This is a genomic window from Azospirillum sp. CT11-132, assembly GCF_047302835.1.
Classification (GTDB): domain Bacteria; phylum Pseudomonadota; class Alphaproteobacteria; order Azospirillales; family Azospirillaceae; genus Azospirillum.
On record NZ_JBGLZA010000003.1, the window covers coordinates 810,270 to 833,986 of the forward strand.

Here is a 23,717-nt window from a genome sequence, read left to right on the forward strand (position 1 = left end):
AACACTTCCAAAAATTTGATCCATCGTCAACCCGCTTGCGCCCTGGTAATACCACAGCTTTCGTCCGTCAGATGTCACTCAGGCTCGCCGAACGGACGGCTTAGGCGCTTCGGTTAGGTTCATAAGCCATTGAATCGCCACATTTGCTGGCAAAATCGATTGGGGTGGTACTGCTGCCTCTCTTGACCCTTCGGATGGGGGACAAAAAAAGGGCTACTGCGACCGCGTGTCGCCCGAATCACACTTCGGAAGGATTTTCGCGTCCCCCTTGCGCGGCGCAGCATGTTGGGGCAGTAAACTCCGCCGCCCTGTTTCCCTGGACTCGGTTCCCTGGGTCAAGTCGGTGCCGCAGCGACGCCCGGGACGGCCCGATGGCGAGCGGAGGCGGGCTATCCGGGCCGGCGGCATTCCCCTGGTCGAAGCCCGCGATCAGAGGAACTCCATCCGTGTCCGCGGATCCCTCCATTGGCGACGAGCCGCAAATCTACAATCTCGATCAAATGTTCCGGTTCGGTTACGACCGGCTCTACGCGGGGGACAATGCCGGAGCCGCCCGCGCATTTCGCGCCGGCGTCGCAGTCGACCCCTCCCATGCGGAGGCATGGTCGGCACTGGCGGAAGCCGGCGGCGGGACCGATGCGGCAGGGCAGGCGGCGGCCTGTTTCCGGCGCGCCGTCACTCTGGAACCGGGAAATTGGGGCTGGCGGCTGATGCTGGCCGATGCCCTGCGGCAGTGCGGCGAAACCGATGCTGCACATGCGTTGTTCCAGTCCCTAGCGGCGGAGCGGAGCGATTCGGCACAGGCACGACTCGGACTCGCCCGTTGCCTCGCCGCTGCCGGCCGCCGAGAGGAGGCGCTCGAGGAGTACCGGGAGGCGGTGGCGCTGCGCCCCAACGACCGCGATGCCGTCCTCGCGCTGGCGGATGCGCTGGCTCTGTCGGGGGATGCGCTGGCGGCGGTTGAACTGCTTCAGCCGCTGGCCCGGCGGCTTGAGGATGATGCGTCCGTCCATCACGCGCTGGGCCGCAGCTGGCTTGCCCTGCGCGAACCGGTGAAGGCGCTGACCGCGCTACGCCACGCCGCAAGAACCGCCGAAGGGGACGAGGCGGCGGCGATCGAACGCCTGATCGCGGCGCTGGAGGCAGGGGAGGGTGCCGACCTGTCCGCCTCCTATGTCCGCGCCCTGTTCGACCGCTACGCCGACCGCTTCGACCAGGATCTGGTGGGCAAGCTCGGCTACGCGGCACCCGAACTGCTGCGGTCGGCGGTGGACCGCATCACGCCCGGCGCTGCGGGATTGCGCATCCTCGATCTCGGTTGCGGCACCGGACTGGCGGGCGTCGCCTTCAAGCCGCTGGCCTCCCGGCTCGCCGGAGTCGATCTGTCGCCGCGGATGGTCGAGAAGGCGCGGCAACGCCGGCTCTATGACGAACTGACCGTCGGCGACGTCGTTGAGGCGATGGAGCGGGCGCCCGGCGGCTGGGACCTGCTGGTCGCCGCCGACGTGCTGGTCTATATCGGCGACCTCGCCCCCGTCTTCGCGGCGGCAGCCCGCGCCCTTCCGCCGGGAGGCCGTTTCGCCGCGACCGTGGAACGCCTGCCGGGCGAAGCAGCCTCGCTTACTGGCGGGTCATTCGTGCTTGGCGCGACCCGCCGTTATGCCCATGCCGAACATTATGTCCGGGCGACGGCGGAAGCGGCCGGCTTCCTCATCCGCCTGATGGAACCCTGCAGCCCGCGACGGGAAAAGGGCATACCGGTTCCTGGCCTCCTGTTCGTGGTGGAACGGGCGGCACGGTAGCGATCCGGTTGCGGGTCAGATCGCCTGCGTATAGCGGCCGGTATCGCCGGGCAGGCACCAGCGTGCATGCAGTTGCCCCTTGGCGTCGAAGCTGCAGGCGATCCAGCCGGAACCGTACAGCAGGCGTCGCCCGCCCTCTGCGAAGGGCGGCATCTCGAACCGGTGGGCGGGCAGGGGATGGTCAGGGCGGGTCGCCAGCGGCTCCGCCAGCCGCGACTTCCATCCCCCCGCCGGGGTGGCGGACTTGGTGAAGCGCGGCGCATAGAGCTGCCACATCTCCAGTCCGCCGCCGCGCAGCACGCCCCGCGCCGCCGCTCCACCGGCGATTCCCCGCGAGGCGACCGTAATGCGGCAGCCGCTGCGTCGGGAGAAATCGGCCAATGTGCGGACCATCCGCTCCCATTCGGCATGGCGGCCCGGTGCCGCCCAGTGATCGCCCAACCGGCCGCGCAGCCGGGAAGGGAGCACGCCGCCCAGCCGGTCGAGCAAGGCGGCGGCCGGGGTCAGCAACGGCCCGCCGCTGACCAGGATCAGGTGACGACAGGCGGCGAAGCGGTCGAGCCAGTCCGGCAGCATGCTCCAGCCCCGTTCCGACAGCATGCGCCGGCCGTTGCGGTCGCTCCAACTGTCGAGCGTCAGCAATCCGACTTCGCCCATGGTGAAACCTTGGGCCAGCGTTCCGCACGTCGATCCCCACAGGCAATCGGGCGGTCTGTCGGCGACGGAACCGGTCTGGAAGAGCTGGACCTGCCGGCGGGTCGCCGCGAACAGCGGGCGCAGGCTGCGCGAGGCGGCGTCGCCCTCCTCCCGGCCGCCCCAGGCGCCGGCCAGCAACCGGCCGAGATCGCTGCCGTCCCACACCATTACCGAGGGGATCGACGCCAACGCCGACGCCGCGGCGGCACTGCTCCAGGTCCGCAGCATACGGTCGAAGCCGGCGGCCATCAGCTCTTCCGCCACGTTGGGCAATGCGGGGCCAAGCCGGCGGGAGACATCGGACAGCAGGCCATTCGCCTGGGGAGCGGCGGCCGTCACGGCGTCGCCGTCGATCTGTCCGCCGGCCTGGACCATCAGGTGATAGCGGTCGGTGGACTGCCGGGACAGCAGATCGGACCAGAGGGCCGGTGACGCGCCGGTAGGGCCTTCGGCCTCCGGATCGCTACCGGCCGTCATTCCGCTCCCGTAAAGGATGGCCATGCGTGGGAGTGAATGACGACTCGGAACGACCACGGTCCAGCGGGGGCCGTCGGGAAATCCGTAGGTGACGTCGGTGTCGCGCATGCCGCGCGGGACAGCGAAGTCGAATCGCCAGAGCTGGCGGTGGCGCCAGTGCGTCAGGTGGCGCGGCGGGACGGGCAGGGTGACGCCATCCACCCGCAGATCGTCGGGTTCGACCTCTCCGTCCAGAACGAACAGTGCCGACAGCCACCAACGATCGCGCTGCTCACCACGGAAATACAGGATGGGACCGAGCAGGATGCTCGGTTCCGCTCGTCTCGGCGCCATGCTTCATCCGTCCGAACCGGCCCTTCCCCCAAAGATGGGCCTGCCGCATGAAATAGCGCAAGGCGCCGCCGGACGGCGAAAAAATATCGCGCTCCGAGACGTACGGTCAGCCGTTCCGCTTGCGCAACAGCTCCAGCATTCGGGGCGGCACCTCTTCGTTCAGGACCGGGTCGTACAGGCGATGAAGCTCCTCCACATGCTGGCGATGCTGGGCGAGCAGCGCCTTTGCGTCGGGATCGCTCTCGACCACGCTTTCGAATTCTGCGCGCTCCCGCTCGTCCAGGGCGCCGTCCAGATAGGCGTTGATATCGGTCATCGTCACACGCTTCATCTCTGTCGTTCCCGGATGGGTCGCCGGGGTTCTCCCCTGGGACACGATCAACCGTGACACGTCCGGTGGCCCCGCCGTTCCCGGAAAGCTTGGCCTAAAGGACGCCTACCCCATCTTATGGGCATGATCCTGAGCCATACCAGTCCGACAAACGGCGCGATCACTGCTCACTTTCGAGGCGAGCAAACCGGCACTGCCATCCTCTTTCGCGTCGCCCGGCCAAGTAACAGAGCGGTGCAGCTGATTGTTCCGATTTCCGTTGGTGCGGAACGCCGCGCAATAGGGACTGTTGTGATTGTGCAACTCACCCCATGCGCGCCCCGACAGGGTTGCCGAAGAAGGAGAATGCCAATGGCGCAACAGGAGGGCAGACAACCGCCCCAGCACCAGAACACGCAGCCGGGCCATCAGGCGCCCATGACTCCCCAGCCTTCGGAAACGCGCCCCGCCTACCGCGGCAGCGGCAAGCTGCGCGACAAGGTGGCGTTGATCACCGGCGGCGACAGCGGCATCGGCCGGGCCATCGCCGTGCTGTACGCGCGCGAAGGCGCGAAGATCGGCATCCTGTACCTGAACGAGGACGACGATGCCCGCGAGACCCGCCGGCTGGTCGAAGCCGAAGGCCAGCCCTGCACCATCCTGAGTGGCGACGTCGGCAGTGAGGAAACCTGCAGAAAGGCGGTGGAGCGCATCGTCGGCAAGCATGGCCGCCTCGACATCCTGATCAACAACGCGGCCGAACAGCATCCGCAGAAGTCGATCGAGGACATCACAGCCGAGCAGCTGTAGCGGACCTTCCGCACCAACATCTTCGGACAGTTCTATATGGTGAAGGCCGCCCTGCCGCACATGCAGGAGGGTGCCTGCATCATCAACACCACCTCCGTCACCGCCTACAAGGGCAGTCCGGAACTGCTGGACTATTCGGCGACCAAGGGCGCCATCGTCGCCTTCACCCGGTCGTTGTCGATGGCCCTGAGCGACCGCGGCATCCGCGTCAACGCGGTGGCTCCCGGTCCGATCTGGACCCCGCTGATCCCCTCCACCTTCGACGAGAAGAAGGTCGAGAACTTCGGCGGCAATGTGCCTATGAAGCGGGCCGGCCAGCCGGACGAGGTGGCGCCGTCCTATGTGTTCCTGGCATCCGATGACTCTTCATATATGTCGGGACAGGTGCTGCACCCGAACGGCGGCACGGTGGTGAACGGCTGAGCGGACTGGCTGACCGGAAGGGCAGCCCTCACAAGGTGGCCCCATGCGAAAAGCCCCCGTGCAGGGTGCACGGGGGCTTTTCATTCGTGGAGTGTTCGAAGCTGGCCGGCGGGCCATCAGGAAAGGTGTCGGATCAGGCGGTCATCAGGTTGTTCAGCCGCTCCCGCGCACGGCACAGGCGGGAACGGATGGTGCCGATCGACACGTTCAGCGTCTCGGCCGCTTCCTGATAGGGACGCCCCTCGATGGCGACCAGCTTAACGACCTTGCGCTGGCTGGGGGTGAGCGAGGAAAAGGCGCGGTCGACATCGCGGAAGACCAGACGCGACATCTGCGCCGCATCGACCGACATGGCGCCGTCCCACAGCTCCACCTTCGTCACATGGCGGTCACGCTGCAGGTTGTTGAAATGCAGGTTCTTCAGCATGGTGGTCAGCCACGCCTGCATATTCGTGCCGGGTTCGAAACGATGTTGGCGCGACAGGGCGCGGGCCAGGCAGTCCTGCAGCAGGTCCTCTGCGGCGTTGGCGTCACGGGTCAGCTTGCAGGCATAGCGCTGCAGGTTCGGCATGCAGCGGATCAGTTCGTTTTCGAACGAGTACGCCATGGTCTTTCCTTCCTCCACGGTCTGTGTACGTCTCCCGCCGGCCAGGTGAACGGCAGCGCCCTTCGCGGTACGGGCGGGGCGCAGGGCGGGGACGGCATTGGGCTTTCCGGCGCGCAATGGCGGCGCCACCGGTTCGAAGGGCTGACAGTGTCTTTGCGGTCTTGAGCGCTCAGTATGCCCTGGCGGTCGTCTCCAGGGCGCTTCCGGCCCGGCCCGTCATCCGGTGCGGGTCGGCGGTCCCTGGGGGGTGTTGCGGAACGATCCGGTCGGCGGTGGCGTCATTGAGGCGGTCCCGTTGTTGCCCGTCGTTGATCGTGTCGGGAGCTAAACGCGCCGTCCGCCGCGGATGTTCCACCGCAGGATCCGGAAAGAGTGACATCGGTGGCAGATCGCGGAGATTCCGGTCCCGCCTCCGCTTGCCGGGCTTACCACCATCGAACGCGCCCGCCGGTGCGCCGCTGCAACACTCAGTCGTCGGAAAACAGAGGCTTTTCCAGGCGAAGTGCCGCCATTCCATCCTCGTAGTAATCGGGATATTCCGCGAAGCGCCGATAGCCGGCCGCGGTATAGAGCGCGATGGCGGCGGCATTGTCCGCCCGCACCTCCAACCTGATGCCGACGCAGCCATGGGCGGCCGCGGCTTCTTCCAGCGCCGCCAGCAGGCGGCGGCCGATCCCCTGTCCGCGGTTGCCCGGCGCCACCGCGAAGGAGGTCAGGCGGGCGAAGCGCGTGCCGGCATGGAAACCGACCACCCCATAGGCAAGTGGCGGCCCCTCCATTTTCGGCACTTGGCGGTATGCCACCAGCACCACACCTTTTGCCTTCCGGATCGCATAACGGAAGTTGCGCTGCGTCATCCGGTCGGTCGGGAAGCTTCGCTCCTCTATCGCCAGCAGCGCGGCTATGTCGGCCAATTCGGCATGGCGGATGCGGATGCATGCTGCATCGCAGTGGACAGGATCGGATTCGTGAAGCATCGTTGACGGGAAAAAGGGGAGGGGACGACAGCCTACTCCCTTTTACCACAGCGAAACGATGGTGCGTTCCATGTGGGGAAAGCTTTGCTTAACCAACAGGGCAGACACTTCCGCCATAATTGGAGCGCCGTCCTTCCAGCCGCCCGCTCCTATTGGCCTTTCACGCAGAAAGTCAGGACATGGACGCTCGGTTTAAATCTCGCGACATCGAACGCCGCAGCCTTGATGTCGATGGCCTCAAACGGTCGTTCCTGGAATGGCTGGTCTATTCGGTCGGCAAGGATGCACGCGCCGCCACGCGCCGCGACTGGTTCCACACCGTGGCGCTGGCCGTTCGCGACCGCGTCGTCGACCGCTGGATGGACACGACCCGCAGCTATTACCAGGAAGACGCCAAGCGCGTTTACTACCTGTCCCTGGAATTCCTGATCGGGCGGCTGCTGACCAACAGCCTGTCGAACCTGGGCATCATGGACGAATGCCGTCAGGCGCTCGACCGCCTCGGCCTGTCGATGGACGACGTGGTCGATGCCGAGCCGGACGCGGCGCTGGGCAACGGCGGCCTCGGCCGTCTGGCCGCCTGCTTCCTTGACAGCATGGCCTCGCAGGGGCTGCCCGGCTACGGCTATGGCATCCGCTACGAGTTCGGCCTGTTCGAGCAGCGCTTCGAGAATGGCTGGCAGGTCGAATATCCCGAGCAGTGGCTGCAATTCGGCAACCCGTGGGAGTTCGCACGGCCGGAGGTGCTCTACCCGGTCCAGTTCTATGGCCGCGTCGAGGAGTTCCGCGACAGCGTCGGCGAGCGCGCCTATCGCTGGGTCGATGCCGACCGCGTGCTGGCGATGGCCTATGACACGCCGGTCGTCGGTTTCGGCGGCGAAACGATCAACACATTGCGCCTGTGGTCGGCCCGCGCCACCCGCGACTTCAACTTCGGCCACTTCAACGACGGCGCCTATATGAAGGCGGTCGAGCAGAAGATCCTGTCGGAGAATCTCAGCCGCGTCCTCTATCCCAACGACGCGACGGAGACCGGCAAGGAACTGCGGCTGAAGCAGGAGTATTTCTTCACGTCGGCCTCGCTGCAGGACATCCTGCGCCGCTATCTGCAGCATCACTCCACCTTCGAGAATCTGCCCAACAAGGCGGCGATCCAGCTGAACGACACCCACCCGGCCATCGGCATCGCCGAGCTGATGCGCCTGCTGGTCGATCAGCACGCCCTGCGCTGGGACGATGCGTGGGAAATCACCCGCGCCACCTTCGCCTACACCAACCACACCCTGCTGCCCGAGGCGCTGGAAGCCTGGCCGGTGCGGATGATCGAGCGGGTGCTGCCGCGCCACATGCAGATCATCTACGAGATCAACGCCAAGTTCCTGAACCGCACCAAGGCCAAGGCGGACGGCGACAATGTCAAGCTGTCGCGACTGTCGCTGATCGACGAGCGCGGCGAGCGTCGGGTCCGCATGGGCAATCTCGCCTTCCTCGGCTCGCACAAGGTCAACGGCGTGTCGGCCCTGCACACCGAACTGATGAAGCAGACGGTGTTCGCCGATTTCCACGAGGAATTCCCGGACCGCATCAACAACAAGACCAACGGCATCACCCCGCGCCGCTGGCTCAAGCAGGCCAACCCGGCCCTGTCGGAGCTGATCACCACCCGCATCGGCGAGGGCTGGATCTCCGACCTGTCGCAGATCGCGGCATTGCGCGAGAAGGCCGACGACGTGGTGTTCCGCGAGGAGTTCCGCCGGGCCAAGCGCAAGAACAAGAAGCGTCTGGCCGCCTACATCGCCCGCCAGACCGGCGAGGAGGTGCTGGTCGACAGCATCTTCGACGTGCAGGTCAAGCGCATGCACGAGTACAAGCGCCAGCTGCTGAACGTGCTGCACACCATCGCGCTCTACAACGAGATGCGCGACAATCCGACGGTCAGCTGGGTCCCGGTGACCAAGGTGTTCGCCGGCAAGGCGGCGCCGTCCTACCACATGGCCAAGCTGATCATCAAACTGATCAACGACGTCGCCAAGGTGGTGAACCACGACCCGTCGGTGCATGACAACCTGAAGGTCGTTCTGCTGCCGAACTACAACGTCACCGCGGCCGAGATCATCATCCCCGCCGCCGACCTGTCGGAGCAGATCTCCACCGCCGGCATGGAGGCGTCGGGCACCGGCAACATGAAGCTGGCGCTGAACGGCGCCCTGACCATCGGCACGCTGGACGGCGCCAACGTCGAGATCCGCGAGCATGTCGGGCCGGACAACATCTTCATCTTCGGCATGACCGCGGAGGAGGTGAACGACCTGCGCGCCAGCGGCGGCTTCAACCCGCGCGATGTGATCGCGTCGAACCCCAGCCTGAAGCGGGCGCTCGACATGATCTCCACCGGTGCATTCTCGCCGGACGATCGCAACCGCTACCACCCGATCGTCCAGGCGCTGACCGACGGCGGCGACCATTTCCTGGTGACGGCGGACTTTGCCGACTATTGCCGGGCGCAGGACGCCGCGATGGAACTGTACCGCGATCCGGAGGAATGGACCCGCAAGGCGATCCTGAACACCGCCAACATGGGATGGTTCTCGTCCGACCGTACGGTCAACGAGTACGCCCAGGAGATCTGGGACGTACACCCGGTGAAGCCGAGCCATGACGGCGAGGGGTTCCGGTAATCTCCAAGCCCGGCAATCTTTGATCAGGCGAATGCGCAGGCGCTTTACAATGCCTGCGCATTCGGATAAGAAGGCCCCATGAACCGCAAGGCCATCACCACCACTACGACCAAAAAAGCGACTCGCTTCGGCGGGCAGCGGCGTGGTGTGTGCTGATCGGATCGACCAGCGTTTCTTCCACGAGGCAGGCCCCGCCGGACAACGGACGGGGCCTCGTCGTATCCGGGGTCCGCTGTCCGAACGACCGATAGGCCGGTCCGATCAACAGTGCGATAGACAGGACGGAACCCCGCCATGAGCAGCAACAACGCCTCCGCTTCTTCCAAGTCCCTCCGCGTCGCCGTGGTCGGCGCCACCGGCGCCGTCGGCCGCGAGATGGTCAAGGTCCTGCACGACCGCAACTTCCCGGTCGCCGAACTCGGCCTGTTTGCTTCCGAGCGCTCCGCCGGCAAGGTGCAGGAGACCCCCTATGGCGCCCTGACCCTGCAGGCCTTCGACGCCGCGGTGGTGAAGGGTTATGACGTTGTCCTGCTGGCGGTGTCGGGCGACTTCGCCAAGGCGCACGCCAAGGATCTGGCCTCGGCCGGCGCGCTGGTGATCGACAACAGCTCCGCCTTCCGCTACGACGCCGACATCCCGCTGATCGTTCCGGAAATCAACGCCCACGTCTTCCGCGAGGCGTACGCCGCCGGTTCGCGCCTGATCGCCAACCCGAACTGCACCACAGCCATCGCCGTGGTCGCGCTCGGGCCGCTGCACAAGGCCTTCGGCATCAAGCGCGCCATCGTCTCCACCTATCAGGCCACCAGCGGCGCCGGCGCCGAGGGCATGGCCGAGCTGGAGGAGCAGACGCGCAACCAGCTGGACGGCAAGCCGGTCACCAACAGCGTGTTCCGCCACCCGATCCCCTTCAACCTGATCCCCCAGATCGATGCCTTCCAGGAGAACGGCTACACGAAGGAGGAGATGAAGGTGACGTGGGAGACGCGGAAGATCATGGAGGTCCCGGACCTGCTGGTCAGCTGCACCGCCGTGCGGATCCCGACCTACCGCGCCCATTCCGAAGCCATCACGCTGGAGACGATCCAGCCGGTCACGCCCGACGCCGCCCGCGCCGTCCTGGCCGATGCCGCCGGCGTGAAGGTGGTGGACGATCCGGCCAACGGCGCCTACCCGATGCCACTGAACGCCACCGGCCAGTATGACGTCGAGGTCGGCCGCATCCGCACCAACCTGGTGTTCGGCGATCATGGCCTCGACCTGTTCGTCTGCGGCGACCAGCTGCTGAAGGGCGCCGCCCTGAACGCCGTGCAGATCGCCGAGCTGGCCCTGTAAGGTCCAGGGCAAGGCTGGACCCAAGGATCTGGAATCCAAGGGCCGGCACTGCTATGTAATGCGACGGGGGCCGATGGGCGTGTTTCGCCTGTCGGCCCTTTCGCCGTTCACACGATCACCTTCTCTTGTCACGGGACCCGCGCATGTCCGAACTTCAGGACGCCGTCTCCCGCCGTCGGACCTTCGCCATCATCGCGCACCCCGACGCCGGTAAGACCACGCTCACGGAAAAGCTGCTGCTGTTCGGCGGCGCCATCCAGATGGCCGGTGCCGTCAAGGCGCGCGGCGAGCAGCGGCGCGCCAAGTCGGACTGGATGAAGGTGGAGCGCGAGCGCGGCATCTCGGTGACCGCCTCCGTCATGACCTTCGACTTCGACGGGCGCACCTTCAACCTGCTCGACACGCCGGGCCACGAAGACTTCTCTGAGGACACCTATCGCACGCTGACCGCGGTCGACAGTGCGGTGATGGTGATCGACGGTGCGAAGGGCATCGAGGCGCAGACGCTGAAGCTGTTCGAGGTCTGCCGTCTGCGTGACGTGCCGATCATGACCTTCTGCAACAAGATGGACCGCGAGGCGCGCGATCCCTTCGACCTGATCTCGGAGATCGAGAGCGCGCTGGCGCTGGAGGTCACGCCGGCCAGCTGGCCGATCGGCATGGGCCGCGACTTCCTCGGCTGCTACGACCTGATCCGCGACCGGCTGATCCTGATGGACCGCAGCAAGGGCGACGAGATCGACGAGGGCATCGAGTGCAATGGTCTCGACGACCCCCGTCTGGACGAGTTGCTGCCCGCCCACGCCGTCGCCAAGCTGCGCGAGGAGGTGGAGATGGCGCGCGGCCTGATGCCGGCCTTCGATCTGGAGGCCTATCGCGCAGGCCACCTGACTCCGATCTATTTCGGCTCCGCCATCAACAATTTCGGCGTGCGCGAATTGCTGTCCGGTCTGGCGGAGAACGCCCCGCCGCCGCGCCCGCAGCCGGCCGATCCGCGCACCGTCCAGCCGGACGAGGACAAGGTCACCGGCTTCGTGTTCAAGGTCCAGGCCAACATGGACCCCAACCACCGCGACCGCATCGCCTTCGTCCGCCTCTGCTCCGGCCGCTACAAGCGGGGCGCTAAGCTGAAGCACATCCGCTCCGGCAAGCTGATGGCGGTGAACAACGCCGTGCTGTTCCTGGCCCGCGACCGCGAGGTGGCGGAAGAGGCGTGGCCCGGCGACATCATGGGCATCCCCAACCACGGGTCCTTGCGCATCGGCGACACGCTGACGGAGGGCGAGGATCTGCGCTTCACCGGCGTGCCCAGCTTCGCGCCGGAACTGCTGCAGCGCGTCCGCCCGGACGATCCGATGCGGGTGAAGCATCTGCGCAAGGCGCTGGAGCATTTCGCCGAAGAAGGCGCCTCCCAGGTGTTCAAGCCGCTGACCGGCGCCGACTGGGTCGTCGGCGTGGTCGGACAGCTGCAGTTCGAGGTTCTTGCCTCGCGCATCGAGGCGGAATACGGTATCGCCGCCCGCTTTGAGGGCGCCGGTCTGGACGCCGCCCGCTGGGTCGAAACCGACGACAAGGTCCAGTTGGAGAAGTTCATCGAGCTGAACCGCTCGGCGCTGGCGGAGGACCATGACGGCGCCCTGGTGTTCCTGGCCCGCAATGCCTGGCACCTGAACCGCGCGCAGGAGGATTTCCCGGCGCTGCGCTTCCTGAAGACCCGTGAGCAGAACCGCAAGGTCCACACGGCCGCATGAAATCGACGCCCGCCACCCGGCACAGGCCGCGGGCGGGCGTCTTTCCATGAGATAAATCTGTACAGCTCGACCCGAACGGACTGACGGCTTGACGGCGTCGGTCCGGTGGCGGACCTTGTGCGGGTGCGTGTGATAGTTTCGACACTTAAGCGATGGCCTCCGTCGGACGGGTATGGTCGGAAAAGAGGCGGACATGGCACTGGGATTGGACGAGCTTCTGGATAGCGGCGGGTTCATACCCCATGGGGTCTGCCTGCTCTGGCGCCCCGATATCCTGATGCTGCATGTCGGGTCCGATATTCTGATCGGCCTGTCCTATTTCTCGATTCCTGTGGCGCTGACCTATTTCGTCATGCGGCGCCGCGACGTGGCCTTCGGTTGGGTGGCGCTGCTGTTCGCGCTGTTCATCATCGCCTGCGGCACCACCCATTTCCTGTCGGTCTGGACGCTGTGGACTCCCGACTATGTGCTGGAAGGGCTGGTGAAGTTCATCACCGCCTTGGCCTCGCTGGCGACGGCGGGGGCACTCTGGTGGCTGATGCCGCGCCTGCTGGCCCTGCCCAGCCCACGTGAACTGGAGGCCAGCAACCGGGCCTTGGCGCTGGAGGTGGCGACACGGCGGGAGATGGAAACCCGCTATTCCGGCTTCTTCAACAATCTGGCCGAGGCGCTGTTCATCGTCCAGGTCCTTCCGGACGGTGATTTCGCCTACGAGGCGATCAACCCGGCGCTGGCGCGGATCGGCGGCCTGGATCCTGAGCAATTGCGTGACCGCCGTGTCCGGGATGCTGTGGCGCCGGAGTTGGCCAACCTGGTAATTCCCCGGTACACCGCCTGCCGCGATAGCGGTAAGACCATTGATTACGAAGAAACGCTGGACATGCCGGCCGGTCAGCGTGTCTTCCACACCATGCTGGTGCCGGTGAAGGATGCCGCCGGACGGGTAATCCAAATTCTTGGCAGCGGCCGTGACGTGACCGAGCGCAAACGCCTTCAGGAGGAGGTGATCCAGACCTCCAAGCTGGCGACGCTGGGCACGCTGGCCGCCGGCATGGCGCACGAGATGAGCCAGCCGCTGAACGTCATCCGGCTTTGGACCGAAAACACCCTGAACCGCCTGCAGGAGAATCTGCTCGAACCGGCCCGTGCCGAAAAGGCCTTGAAACTGGTGATTGAGCAGACCGAACGCATGGGCAAGCTGATCGACCATGTCCGCACCTTCGGTCGCCGGGACGGCGGCGGCATGCGGGCCTTCCAACCCGCCAACTGCGTGCAGAGTGCAGTCGAGCTTGTGCGCCATCAATATGCGCTGGAAGACGTCGAGATCGTCGAAAGCTCAGGCTCGGCGCAACTGCCGGTAACCGGACGCCCCCTTGAATTGGAGCAGGTGATACTCAACCTGTTTTCGAACGCGCGCGATGCTATCGTCGCGCTTCGTGCAAATGGTGGGAAGGCGGGACGCATCATGGTGGCAGTCGGCGACGACCCGGACAGACAGAGCGTGGTCATCCAGGTGACCGACGACGGCGGCGGCATCGATCCCACGGTGTTGCCGCATATCTTCGATCCCTTCTTCACCACCAAGGAAGTCGGGAAGGGATCCGGCCTCGGCCTGTCGATCGGCTACGGCATCATCGACGGCATGGGCGGACGGATCGAAGCCCGCAACGTCGAGTTGGAGGGCGGAAGCCGCGGCGTCCGCTTCAGCATCACGCTGCCGAGCCAGCCGGTCTCCTCATCCGACAGGGAGTTCTCGCATGCCTGATCCGTTGCACATCCTGATCGCGGAGGACGAGGTGCTGGCGGCGATGGCGCTTGAGGATTTCCTGACCTTCAAGGGCTTCCGCGTCACCGTCGCCGCCAACGGGGTGGAGGCGCTTGAACGCTATGCCCGCGAGCGGGTGCACGCGCTGGTGACCGACCTGCGCATGCCGCGCATGGACGGCGAGACGCTGATCCGGGAAATCCGCGAACGGGATGCCACCCTGCCGGTGGTGGTGATGACCGGTTACCTGACCCAGGACAGTGACCTGAAACACGAGCGCTGGAAGCCGCTGGAGATCTTCAGCAAGCCCGTGAATCCGCGCACCATCTGCAACACGCTGCACCGCATGCTGGGCTTGCCGCAGGAGGCGTGAGCGGGATCGCTCAGTCCTCCAGCGGTTCGACGTCGACGCTGACGGTCAGGCCATGGCCGGCCCCGCCGACCAGCACGCCGCGGGCCGGGCTGACATCGTCGTAATCGCGCCCCCAGGCCACGGTGATGAAATCGCGGTTGGCGACGCAGGCGTTGGTCGGGCAGATGTCCAACCAGCCGGCGGCGATCCCGCACCAGACCGATGCCCAGGCATGGCTGACGTCGGCGCCGACCAGCCGCGGCTGTCCCGGCGGGGGCAGGGTGCGCAGATAGCCGGAGACATAGCGTGCGGGCAGGCCGACGGCGCGGGCGCAGCCGACGGCGATATGGGCGAAGTCCTGGCAGACGCCGCGGCGGTTGCGCATCACCGCCGCCAGCGGCGTCGCCACCGTCGTCGCGGTGGGATCGAAGGCGAATTCGCGGTTGATTCGGTTCATCAGGTCGATGGCCGCCGCCACCGCCGGACGGCCGGGGGTGAAGCTGCCCCGGGCATACTCCAGCAGCTCCGGGCTGGAAGCGACGAGCGCGCTGTCGAAGCAATATTGCGTGATCTCCGCCCCGTCGTCCGGCCCGGTCAGACCGCGCAGACTGTCGCGCACCTGTTCCCACGGCTGCGATTCGTTCGGAGCCAGTGCGGGCGGCTCGAACACCTCCACCTCGCTTTCGGCGATCACGGAGAAGGTCCGGTGCGGTTCCTGAACCGCGACATAGGTGACGGTGTTGCCGAAATAATCCACCCGCTCGGCCCGCACCGCCGGGACCGGATCGATGGTCAGCAGGCTGCGCCGGATGCGCTGGCGCGGGTGCGGCCGGGCGCTGAGATGCAGCAGATGGTGGGAGATCGGCACATCCTCGCCATAATCGTAGGCGGTGGCATGGCGCACGCGATAGCGCGTCGAAAGGCCGCCACTGCTGGGGAAGGGGCCGGGAGCGGGGGAAGGGGGCGTCATCGCGTCAGGCCGATCGTGCGAAGGCATGGCTGAAATAGGCGTGCGCCAGGAAATTGGAGACGTCCGGCAACGACATCGCCAGCGTGTCGAGCAGCGTGCGCAACCCCTCGCCGGACGCCATAGCGTCGGTCCGTTCCAGGCTGTTGCGTGCGGCGGCGACGATGGCCAGCGCGCCGCCGGTCGGGTCCGTCCCGGTGCCGACTCCCTGGCTGGGCAGCGCCCGCATGTGACGGTCCAGCGCCGCAAGCTGGAAAGCCAGCGCGCGGGGATTCGCCTCCTCCCCCAGCAGCAGGTCGAGCACGGGTGTGCGCAGCACGCTGGTCAGGTGGCGCGCGCGGTAGGTCATCACGCTCTCGCCCAGTTCCAGCAGCACCGACAGGGTGGCGGCCTGCACCGACTCGTCCTCTCGGTCCAGGTCGGCGACATGGACCCCGCGCATCAGCGCGATCATGTGCAGCGAGCGTTCGATCCGCCGTCCGATGTCGAGGAAGCGCCAGCCGGCGCCCCGCGTCATGCTTTCCTGCTCGAGGCCGGAAAAGGCGGCCAGCGTGATCATCACGTCGTCCAGCCGCAGCAGCAGCGAGGCCGCGTCCATCCGTCCCTTCGGCGGCTGGGTCTGGCGATCGATCGCCGACACCACCCGCCACATGTCCATCGACAGGCGGTCGCGCACCGAATAGGCGGTGCGATGCAGGCGAAGCACCTGGGAACGCAGGCTGTTGGGATGGTCGGGGTCCGTCACCGCCGCGTGCAGCGCCTCGCGCAGACCGCGGTTGGCGCCGCTCTCCGTCACCCGCGCCATCTCCGCCGGAATCATGCTCTGCGAACTGAGCAGGTCGAGCAACGGGCGAAGCTGCAGGGTGGCGCCCGGCATGTTGCTGTCGATCAGCCGACCCTGGGTGGCGCGCAGCAGGCGCAAAGCGCCCTCCGCCCGCTCGGCGTAGCGGCCGAGCCAATAGAGGCCGTCGGCGACGCGGCTGGGGAGGTCGTTGGCGGACGGGCGGGCGCCGCTGGCCGTCGGCTCCGTCGCCAGCGCCGGGCGCGGCTGGGTGGAGGCGACGTCGGCCCGGCGCGGTGCCAGGATCCAGGTGTCCTTGCTGCCGCCGCCGCTCTGCATCGACACCACCAGACGGCCGGATTCGCTCGACACGCGGGTCAGGCCGCCGGGCATCACCGCATAGCCGCCGCTGGGGGTGGCGCAGAGGAAGACGCGCAGCACCAGCGGGCGCGGCTGCAGCCGGCCATCCTGCCAGACTGGCGCGGTGGAGAGCGCCATCTGCTCCTGCGCCACGAAATACCAGGGGCGACGCTTGATTCGCTCGACAAGGACGGAGCGCTCGGCAGCCGACAGCTGGGCGCCGAAGATCGGCTCGAAGGACAGCGACGGGAAGGCCGGCTTGACCACCAGCCCGTCGAGATGGTCGATGACGTAGGCGCGTTCCGCATCGTTGCCGCACCACCAACTGGCGACGCCGGGCAGCCGCAGTTCCTCCCCCAGCAGATGGCGGCAGAGCGTCGGCAGCGACGACTTCATCGCCATCGATTCCATCAGGCCGGAGCCCAGCGCATTGGCCATCACGACATTGCCGGCCCGCACCGCCTCGATCAGCCCGGCGACGCCCAGCGAGCTGTCGGCGCGCATCTCCAGCGGGTCGGCGAAATCGGCGTCGAGCCGGCGCAGGATCACGTCCACCTGCTCCAGCCCCGACAGGGTCTTCAGATAGACCGTCCGGTCGCGCACCGTCAGGTCCGCCCCCTCCACCAGCGTCAGGCCGAGATAGCGGGCGAGATAGACGTGCTCGAAATAGGTTTCGTTGTAGGGACCCGGGGTCAGCAGGACCACGCGCGGCAACCGGCCGGCGCCGCCGTTCCGCGGCGCGATGGACAGCAGGGTTTCCTTGAAGGTGTCGAAGAAGCCGGTCAGCCGCTCCACCTGGCAATGGCGGAAGCTGTCGGGCAGCACCTTGGCGATCACCGCGCGGTTTTCCAGCGCATAGCCGCTGCCGCTCGGCGCCTGGGTGCGGTCGGACAGCACCCACCAGCGCCCGTCGGGGGCGCGGGCGAGGTCGACGGCGTAGAAATGCAGATGCACGTCGTTCGGCACCCGGATGCCGTGGACCGCGCGGCGGAAGCCGGGGTCGGCATGGATCACCGACGGAGGCAGCCGGCCGTAACGGGTCAGCGTCTGCGGCCCGTACAGGTCGGTCAGGATGGCGTTCAGCAACGACGCCCGCTGGATCAACCCCGATTCGATGGCCTTCCATTCATGGGCCGGCAGCAGAAGCGGCATCATGTCGAGCGGCCATGGCCGCTCCATCCCATTGGGATCGCCGTAGATGTTGTAGGTGACGCCGTTCTGGTGCAGCAGCCGCCGCGCCTCCTCCCAGCGTTGCGCCATCTGTTCTGCGTCGAGGGGGCCAAGCGTGCTCATGAAGGTCTGCCAGTGCGGCCGAAGCCGGCCCTGGCCGTTCACCATCTCGTCATAGACCTGGCCCGAGCCATAGCCGATGGCGTCGGCCTCGCCGAACAGCGATCCCTGGGTGAAGGGAACCGGCGGCATCCCGGACGGGATCACGGATGCCGGCGCGCGGAATGGCTGGTCGGATTGGGACAAGGTCGGACTGGTGCGTATTGCCTATGAAGGAAGCAACAGTCTGAACGTCCCCGCCCGGTGATGCAAGGCTGGCGGCCGGGCGATCCATCCGAAAGAGGAAAGATTCCGCCCATATCCGTTCGCAGCCGCATGGGCCATGGGTGACCCTTGCGAATGAAAAAAAGCCGGAGCGCCGCGGATGGCGACGCTCCGGCTTGCCGGATGCAGCGGAGATCCCGGAAACGGTCAGAGCGTCTTCAGGTATTCCACCAGCTGCCAACGCTGGTCGTCGGTCAGGCCGGCGCCGAATTCGTGGCCGCTGTTGTGGTTGCCGGGCTTCGTCGTGTCATAGACGAAGGTGGCATCCTTGGCGGAGGAATCCACGCCGACCTTGACCGGGTCGATGGAGGTGCTGCCCATGCGGAAGGTCACCGACCGCTGGGACGCCGGCAGCAGCATCTCATACAGGTTGGGCACCGACCCGTTGTGCATAAAGGGCGCCGTAGCCCACACGCCGTCCAGCGGACGCGCCTTGTAGGCCAGCAGCTGCTTGATGGTGCCGGCCAGCGCCTCCTCGTCGGCGGTCGCCCCTCCGGAGGTGGACTTCGCCGGAGCGGCAGCCGCCTTCGCCGCACGGCCACCGGCGGGAACCGCGCCGACGGCCGGCTTGCTCTCGCCGCGGCCGGTCAGGGCGGCGATTACCTTCTGGTGGTCGGCGGTCATCCTGGCGCCCGGCTTCACGAAGGGCGTGGTGTCGAGCGTGCCGCCCTTCGTCTGCGATTCGGGCGACCAGCCGGCCGGCGCGCTGGCGGTCAGCCACGGCGCCGGGGTGTTGTCGCCCTTCAGCAGGTCGGCCAGCAGGCCCTGTTCACGCACCAGATCGCCGAAGATCGCGCCGATCACCGCGTTGGACAGCAGATTCGCCGCCAGATCCGGGTTCTTCAGCGGCTTGCCGCCCAGCAGCTGCGGCGGCATGGCGACGTTGGCGAGGACGCCGGTATCGACCTGACGGCACAGCGCGTCGACCGCCATCTTCGGATCGGCGGCATAGTTGACCGTCACCATCCCGGCGGAGACGGCGGCATCGACGCCCTTGGTGCAGATCGTGCCGAAGGCCGCGATCACCGCCTTGGCATCGTCAGGCTTCGCCCAGTTGAACAGCGGCACCATCTCGATCGGCGCGGTGGTGTAGGTCTCGCCGCGCGGCAGGACGGCGTGGCAGCTCTGGCAGCTTTCCTTGTAGATCGTCTCACCGGCCGCCGCCTTGACGATGTCGACATTGCCGGCAAGGCTGTCCGGCCACACCGGCGAGCGCAGCTTGCGCAGCTGGTTTTCCATGTCGACCAGATTCCGGCCGCGGACCGTCGACTTGTAATAGTAATGCGCGGCGTCGGCCGGCGGCTTCAGCGCCACCTTGCCGAACACGCCCAGCACCTCGCCGGCATTGCGGCCCAGTGCGTCGAAGGCGGTGGCGTTCGGCAGCAGGCCGTTCCATTGCACCCGCGGCTGGTGCGGCGCATCCCACAGGAAGGGATAGCTGACCGGGGCGTTCGGCGCGCGGTTGTTCTTGGGCAGGTTCAGGTCGATGGCCGAAACCCGGTTGAAGATCATGCCGAAGGCGTCGGTACGCATCGACCCCCAGGGCGTGTCCGGGGTGCTGGCGGCGACGAAGGCGGCGAAGGACTGGTCGAAGGCCTTCAGGTCGTTGTACAGCGCCAGCTTCTGCTGATCGGTGGCGCCGGCGCCCAGCACGCGGGTGGCGAAGGGCTGGAAGGCCGCGTCGCTGGTCACGGTGGTGTGGACCGCGCCGCTCAGCCCGCTGATGAAGCCATAGAGATCGCCGGTGGTGACCGCGCCGTCGATGCGCATGGTCTTGCCGTTCACCGTCACATCGCCGGTGTGGCAGGCGGCGCAGGTCATGCCGAACCAGGTGGTCTTGTCGGGATCGGTGTCCTTGACGAAGCCGACCGGCAGCAGATCGGGGTTCCAGCTGCTGGCCGTGCCGGCGGCATAGCCGTAGCGGGTGATGCTCTTGACGAAGGGCTGCTTGGTCTGCGGATCCTCCAACGCCATGAACCAGTCATAGCGCATGATCTGCGAGCCCTGCGTGGTGTTGTAGTACCACTGGCGGGCCTCGTCCGACCAACCCTGGTCCAGGTACCACAGCCCGTTGACCTCGACCGGCGGCTTGACCGGCACCGGACGCGGCGGCTGCGGCGGCTCGGCGCAGGAGCTGAGCATCAGCGCAGTGGCCGCCAGCGTCGCGTAGAAGGGCAGCTTCATCCCTGTTATTCCCTCATCTGGTGTATGGTGCTTTGGCCTTCGACCGATGAGGGTAAATTCGATAACCGTTATACGGGTAGTGCTATCGCGTTATGACGCTGAAAAATGGATGACGGTCCGGTCATAGGCTCGTCCCCCTCTCTGGCGAGAGAAGGGGACAGTGCCGGTGGACCAGCCCCAGTTACCCCGACGTTGTTATCCCCGCCGCAGATCCAGGGTCATCGGGAACTGCGGGTTGCGTTCCTCCGCCGGGGCGTCCATCGGGCCGGGGGTATGGCCGAAGGGGAAGAAGCGGGCCAGACGGCGGCCCTCCGCCTCGTTGGCGTTGACCGGGAAGGTCTCGTAGTTGCGGCCGCCCGGATGCATGACGTGATAGGTGCAGCCGCCGATCGACCGGCCGGCCCAGCTGTCGAGGATGTCGAAGATCAGCGGGGTGTGGACGGGAATCGTCGGGTGCAGGCAGGAGGGCGGCTGCCACGCGCGATAGCGCACGCCGCCGACGAACTCGCCCTCCACCCCGGTGGGGATCAGCGGCACGCGCCGGCCGTTGCAGGTGATGACGTGGCGGGCGTCGATCAGGCCGGTGACGCGCACCTGCACCCGCTCCACCGAGCTGTCGACATAGCGCACCGTGCCGCCGCCGCCCGGCTCCTCGCCCAGGACATGCCAGGGCTCCAGCGCCATGCGCAGTTCCATGGTGATGCCGCGCTGGCTGACATGGCCGTAGACCGGGAAACGGAAGTTGAAATGCGGCGCGAACCAGCTGTCCTCCAGCGGATAGCCATGGTCGCGCAGGTCCTGCAGCACGTCGGCCATGTCCTGCTGGACGAAGTGCGGCAGCATGAAGCGGTCGTGCAGCTCGGTGCCCCAGCGCACCAGCTTGCCCTTGTAGGGATGCTTCCAGAAGCGCGCGACCAGCGCCCGCATCAGAAGCTGCTGGGTCAGGCTCATCTCCGCATGCGGCGGCATCTCGAAGGCGCGGAACTCGACGAGGCCGAGGCGGCCGGTGGAGCTGTCCGGCGAATAGAGCTTGTCGATGCAGAACTCCGCCCGGTGGGTGTTGCCCTGCACATCGACCAGCAGGTTGCGCAGCACCCGGTCGACCAGCCAGGGCGGGCAGTTGCCATTCGCCGCCGCCTGATCGATCTGGTTGAAGGCGATCTCCAGCTCATAGAGCTGGTCGTCGCGCGCCTCGTCCACGCGCGGAGCCTGACTGGTCGGGCCGATGAACAGGCCGGAGAAGACGTAGGACAGGGCAGGGTGGTTCTGCCAATAGGTGATGAGGCTGCGCAGCAGGTCGGGCCGGCGCAGGAAGGGGCTGTCGGCCGCGGTGGCGCCGCCCATCACCACATGGTTGCCGCCGCCGGTGCCGCAATGGCGCCCGTCGATCATGAACTTTTCCGCCCCCAGGCGGGACTGGCGCGCATCCTCGTACAGGGCGATGGTGTTGCGCACCAGATCGTCCCAGCTGTGGGCGGGGTGGATGTTCACCTCGATCACGCCTGGGTCGGGGGTGACGGCCATGGAGTTCAGGCGCGGGTCCTTCGGCGGCTGGTAACCCTCGATGACGACCGGCATCTCGAGCTCGACCGCGGTCGCCTCGATCTCCACCAGCATCGCCAGATAGTCCTCCAGCGTGCTCATCGGCGGCATGAACAGGTGCAGGCGGCCATTGCGCGCCTCGCAGCTCAGGGCGGTGCGCACCACCCACCAGGCCGATTTGCCTTCCTCCGGCAGTTCGTCACGGATCTCCGCCATGATGCGCTGGCGCTGGGCGATCCGTTTGTCGGTGTGGACGCCACGGTCGGATTCCTGGACGGCACCGCGAATCTCCTGCCGGCGCTGCACCGGATGAGGCGGAAGCGGGCCGCGATCCTCGAACGGGTCGGTTTCCCAGGCATAAGGATAGTCGGACTTCGACACCCAGGGCAGCGAGCCCAACGGCAGGCGGTAGCCGACCGGGCTGTCGCCGGGGATCAGCAGCAGCTTCTCCTGGCGCAGCGGCCATGTGCTGGACAGCCAGACCGGCCCCTGCTGGGTCATGCGCCGGTTGATCGGCATGACGAAGCCGACCGGCTCTGCCAGACCGCGGGTGAAGACGCGGGTCAGCCGCTCGCGCTCCTCCTTGTCATCCAGCTTGCTGTTCAGCGGATCGACATTGATCGGAAGCTGCGATTCCTTGCGCAGATAGTGCCAGGGGTCCTCATAGGCGCCGAGCACGAGGTTCGGGTCGAGGCCCAGCCTTTTTGCCAGCGCCATCAGGAACACGCCGGCATCCTGGGAGGTGTGGCCGTAATCGGTGTCCTCGCGCGCCAGCAGGTCGCGGTTGGCCCACAGCGCCTCGCCGTCGCGGCGCCAGTAGAGCGTCATCGCCCAGCGCGGCAGCGATTCGCCGGGATACCATTTGCCCTGGCCGAAATGCAGCAGGCCGCCGGGAGCGAAGCGTGCCATCAGCCGGTGGATCAGATCGGCAGCCATCTTGCGCTTCTGCGGACCCAGCGCGGTGGTGTTCCACTCGGCGCCGTCCATGTCGTCGATGGAGACGAAGGTCGGCTCGCCACCCATGGTCAGGCGGACGTCCTCGGTCTTCAGATCCTCGTCGACCCGGTGGCCCAGCGCTTCGATCGCCGCCCATTGCTGTGGGGTGTAGGGCTTGGTGACGCGCGGCGCCTCGTAGATGCGGGTGACCGACATCTCATGGCCGAATTCGACCTCGGCCTCGTCGACGAGGCCGGAAATCGGGGCGGCGGAGGAGGCGTCCGGTGTGCAGGCCAGCGGAATGTGCCCCTCGCCCGCCAGCAGGCCGGAGGTGGGGTCCAGCCCGACCCAGCCGGCGCCGGGCAGGAACACCTCCACCCAGGCATGCAGGTCGGTGAAGTCGCTCTCCGGACCCGACGGGCCGTCGAGCGCCTTCTGGTCGGCGGTCAGCTGGATCAGGTAGCCGGAGACGAAGCGGGTGGCCAGACCCAGGTGACGCAGGATCTGCACCAGCAGCCACGCCGAATCGCGGCAGGAGCCGGTGCGCCTGGTCAGCGTCTCCGCACAGCTCTGGATGCCGGGCTCCATCCGGATGACATAGCCGATGTCCTGCTGCAGCCGCTGGTTGACCGCGACCAGGAAATCGATGGTCGGCGTCCTTTCCCGCGGAATGTCCCTCAGATAGGCGATCAGTTCCGGCCCCGGCTCCTCCGTTTCCAGGTACGGGCGCAGTTCGCGCTGCAGCCAGTCTTCGTAGGCGAAGGGGATATGGCTCGCCTTCTCCTCCAGGAAGAAGTCGAACGGGTTGATCGCGGCGATCTCGGCGACCAGATCGACCTCGACGATGAACTCGCGCGTCTTTTCCGTGAAGACGAAGCGGGCCTGGAAATTCGATTGCGGATCCTGCTGCCAGTTCAGGAAATGCTGTTTGGGCGTGACCTTCAGGGAATAGCTGAGGATCGGTGTCCGGCAATGGGGCGCCGGCCGCAACCGGATGATCTGTGGGCCGAGCGACACCGGCCGGTCGTAACGATAGATCGTCTTATGGTTCAGCGCGACGTGGATCGCCATGGAAAA

The 23,717-nt window shown here is 66.7% G+C and carries 14 protein-coding genes and 1 pseudogene; 7 read left to right on the forward strand and 8 right to left on the reverse strand.

Annotation, left to right across the window (positions count from 1 at the left end):
* Window positions 1-446 precede the first annotated feature (446 nt).
* Complete coding sequence (locus tag ACCD06_RS09625; protein ID WP_109156369.1) at window positions 447-1,802, forward strand: tetratricopeptide repeat protein; 1,356 nt, start codon at window positions 447-449, stop codon at window positions 1,800-1,802.
* Window positions 1,803-1,817: 15 nt separating this feature from the next.
* Here the strand turns inward: ACCD06_RS09625 and ACCD06_RS09630 are convergent, their stop codons facing one another.
* Both ACCD06_RS09630 and ACCD06_RS09635 read right to left on the reverse strand, forming a co-directional pair.
* The gene (locus tag ACCD06_RS09630) at window positions 1,818-3,308 is read right to left on the reverse strand and encodes a hypothetical protein (protein ID WP_413340305.1); all 1,491 of its coding nucleotides are present in this window, start codon (window positions 3,306-3,308) and stop codon (window positions 1,818-1,820) included.
* A gap of 106 nt (window positions 3,309-3,414) precedes the next feature.
* Entirely contained in the window at window positions 3,415-3,639 is a 225-nt protein-coding gene (locus ACCD06_RS09635; protein ID WP_085089356.1) for an anti-sigma factor family protein, read from the reverse strand.
* A gap of 417 nt (window positions 3,640-4,056) precedes the next feature.
* Here ACCD06_RS09635 and ACCD06_RS09640 point away from each other — a divergent pair.
* Window positions 4,057-4,851: pseudogene (locus ACCD06_RS09640) on the forward strand (SDR family oxidoreductase).
* Between the two features lie 133 nt (window positions 4,852-4,984).
* On the opposite strand, the gene ACCD06_RS09645 reads toward ACCD06_RS09640, so the two are convergent.
* Window positions 4,985-5,458: a sigma-70 family RNA polymerase sigma factor gene (locus ACCD06_RS09645; RefSeq protein ID WP_085089358.1), complete on the reverse strand. Its 474-nt coding sequence runs from the start codon at window positions 5,456-5,458 to the stop codon at window positions 4,985-4,987.
* Window positions 5,459-5,925: 467 nt separating this feature from the next.
* The gene (locus ACCD06_RS09650) at window positions 5,926-6,435 is read right to left on the reverse strand and encodes a GNAT family N-acetyltransferase (protein ID WP_413340308.1); all 510 of its coding nucleotides are present in this window, start codon (window positions 6,433-6,435) and stop codon (window positions 5,926-5,928) included.
* Between the two features lie 179 nt (window positions 6,436-6,614).
* Here ACCD06_RS09650 and ACCD06_RS09655 point away from each other — a divergent pair, with 179 nt between their 5' ends.
* The 5 genes from ACCD06_RS09655 to ACCD06_RS09675 all read left to right on the forward strand — a co-directional run bounded on the left by ACCD06_RS09655 (window position 6,615) and on the right by ACCD06_RS09675 (window position 14,337).
* Window positions 6,615-9,113 carry a glycogen/starch/alpha-glucan phosphorylase gene (locus tag ACCD06_RS09655; protein ID WP_413340310.1) on the forward strand — a complete coding sequence of 833 codons (2,499 nt, stop codon included), beginning with the start codon at window positions 6,615-6,617 and terminating at the stop codon, window positions 9,111-9,113.
* Between the two features lie 294 nt (window positions 9,114-9,407).
* Window positions 9,408-10,448, forward strand: a complete 1,041-nt coding sequence (locus ACCD06_RS09660) for an aspartate-semialdehyde dehydrogenase (protein ID WP_109075713.1) — start codon at window positions 9,408-9,410, stop codon at window positions 10,446-10,448.
* Window positions 10,449-10,591: 143 nt separating this feature from the next.
* A complete protein-coding gene (locus tag ACCD06_RS09665; protein WP_109075712.1) occupies window positions 10,592-12,199 on the forward strand; it encodes a peptide chain release factor 3 in 1,608 nt (535 codons plus the stop codon).
* A 193-nt stretch (window positions 12,200-12,392) separates the two neighbouring features.
* The gene (locus ACCD06_RS09670) at window positions 12,393-13,964 is read left to right on the forward strand and encodes an ATP-binding protein (RefSeq protein ID WP_413340313.1); all 1,572 of its coding nucleotides are present in this window, start codon (window positions 12,393-12,395) and stop codon (window positions 13,962-13,964) included.
* Complete coding sequence (locus tag ACCD06_RS09675) at window positions 13,957-14,337, forward strand: response regulator (RefSeq protein WP_136705587.1); 381 nt, start codon at window positions 13,957-13,959, stop codon at window positions 14,335-14,337. Before ACCD06_RS09670 ends, ACCD06_RS09675 begins: the two co-directional genes overlap by 8 nt.
* A gap of 10 nt (window positions 14,338-14,347) precedes the next feature.
* Here ACCD06_RS09675 and ACCD06_RS09680 read toward each other — a convergent pair whose 3' ends face one another.
* The 4 genes from ACCD06_RS09680 to ACCD06_RS09695 form a co-directional block, all read right to left on the reverse strand.
* Entirely contained in the window at window positions 14,348-15,286 is a 939-nt protein-coding gene (locus tag ACCD06_RS09680; RefSeq protein ID WP_413340315.1) for a transglutaminase family protein, read from the reverse strand.
* 4 nt (window positions 15,287-15,290) lie between these two features.
* A complete protein-coding gene (locus ACCD06_RS09685; protein ID WP_413340317.1) occupies window positions 15,291-17,846 on the reverse strand; it encodes a circularly permuted type 2 ATP-grasp protein in 2,556 nt (851 codons plus the stop codon).
* 279 nt (window positions 17,847-18,125) lie between these two features.
* Entirely contained in the window at window positions 18,126-20,162 is a 2,037-nt protein-coding gene (locus ACCD06_RS09690) for a di-heme-cytochrome C peroxidase (protein WP_413340319.1), read from the reverse strand.
* Window positions 20,163-20,357: 195 nt separating this feature from the next.
* A complete protein-coding gene (locus ACCD06_RS09695; protein WP_413340321.1) occupies window positions 20,358-23,711 on the reverse strand; it encodes a DUF2126 domain-containing protein in 3,354 nt (1,117 codons plus the stop codon).
* Between the last annotated feature and the right edge of the window lie 6 nt (window positions 23,712-23,717).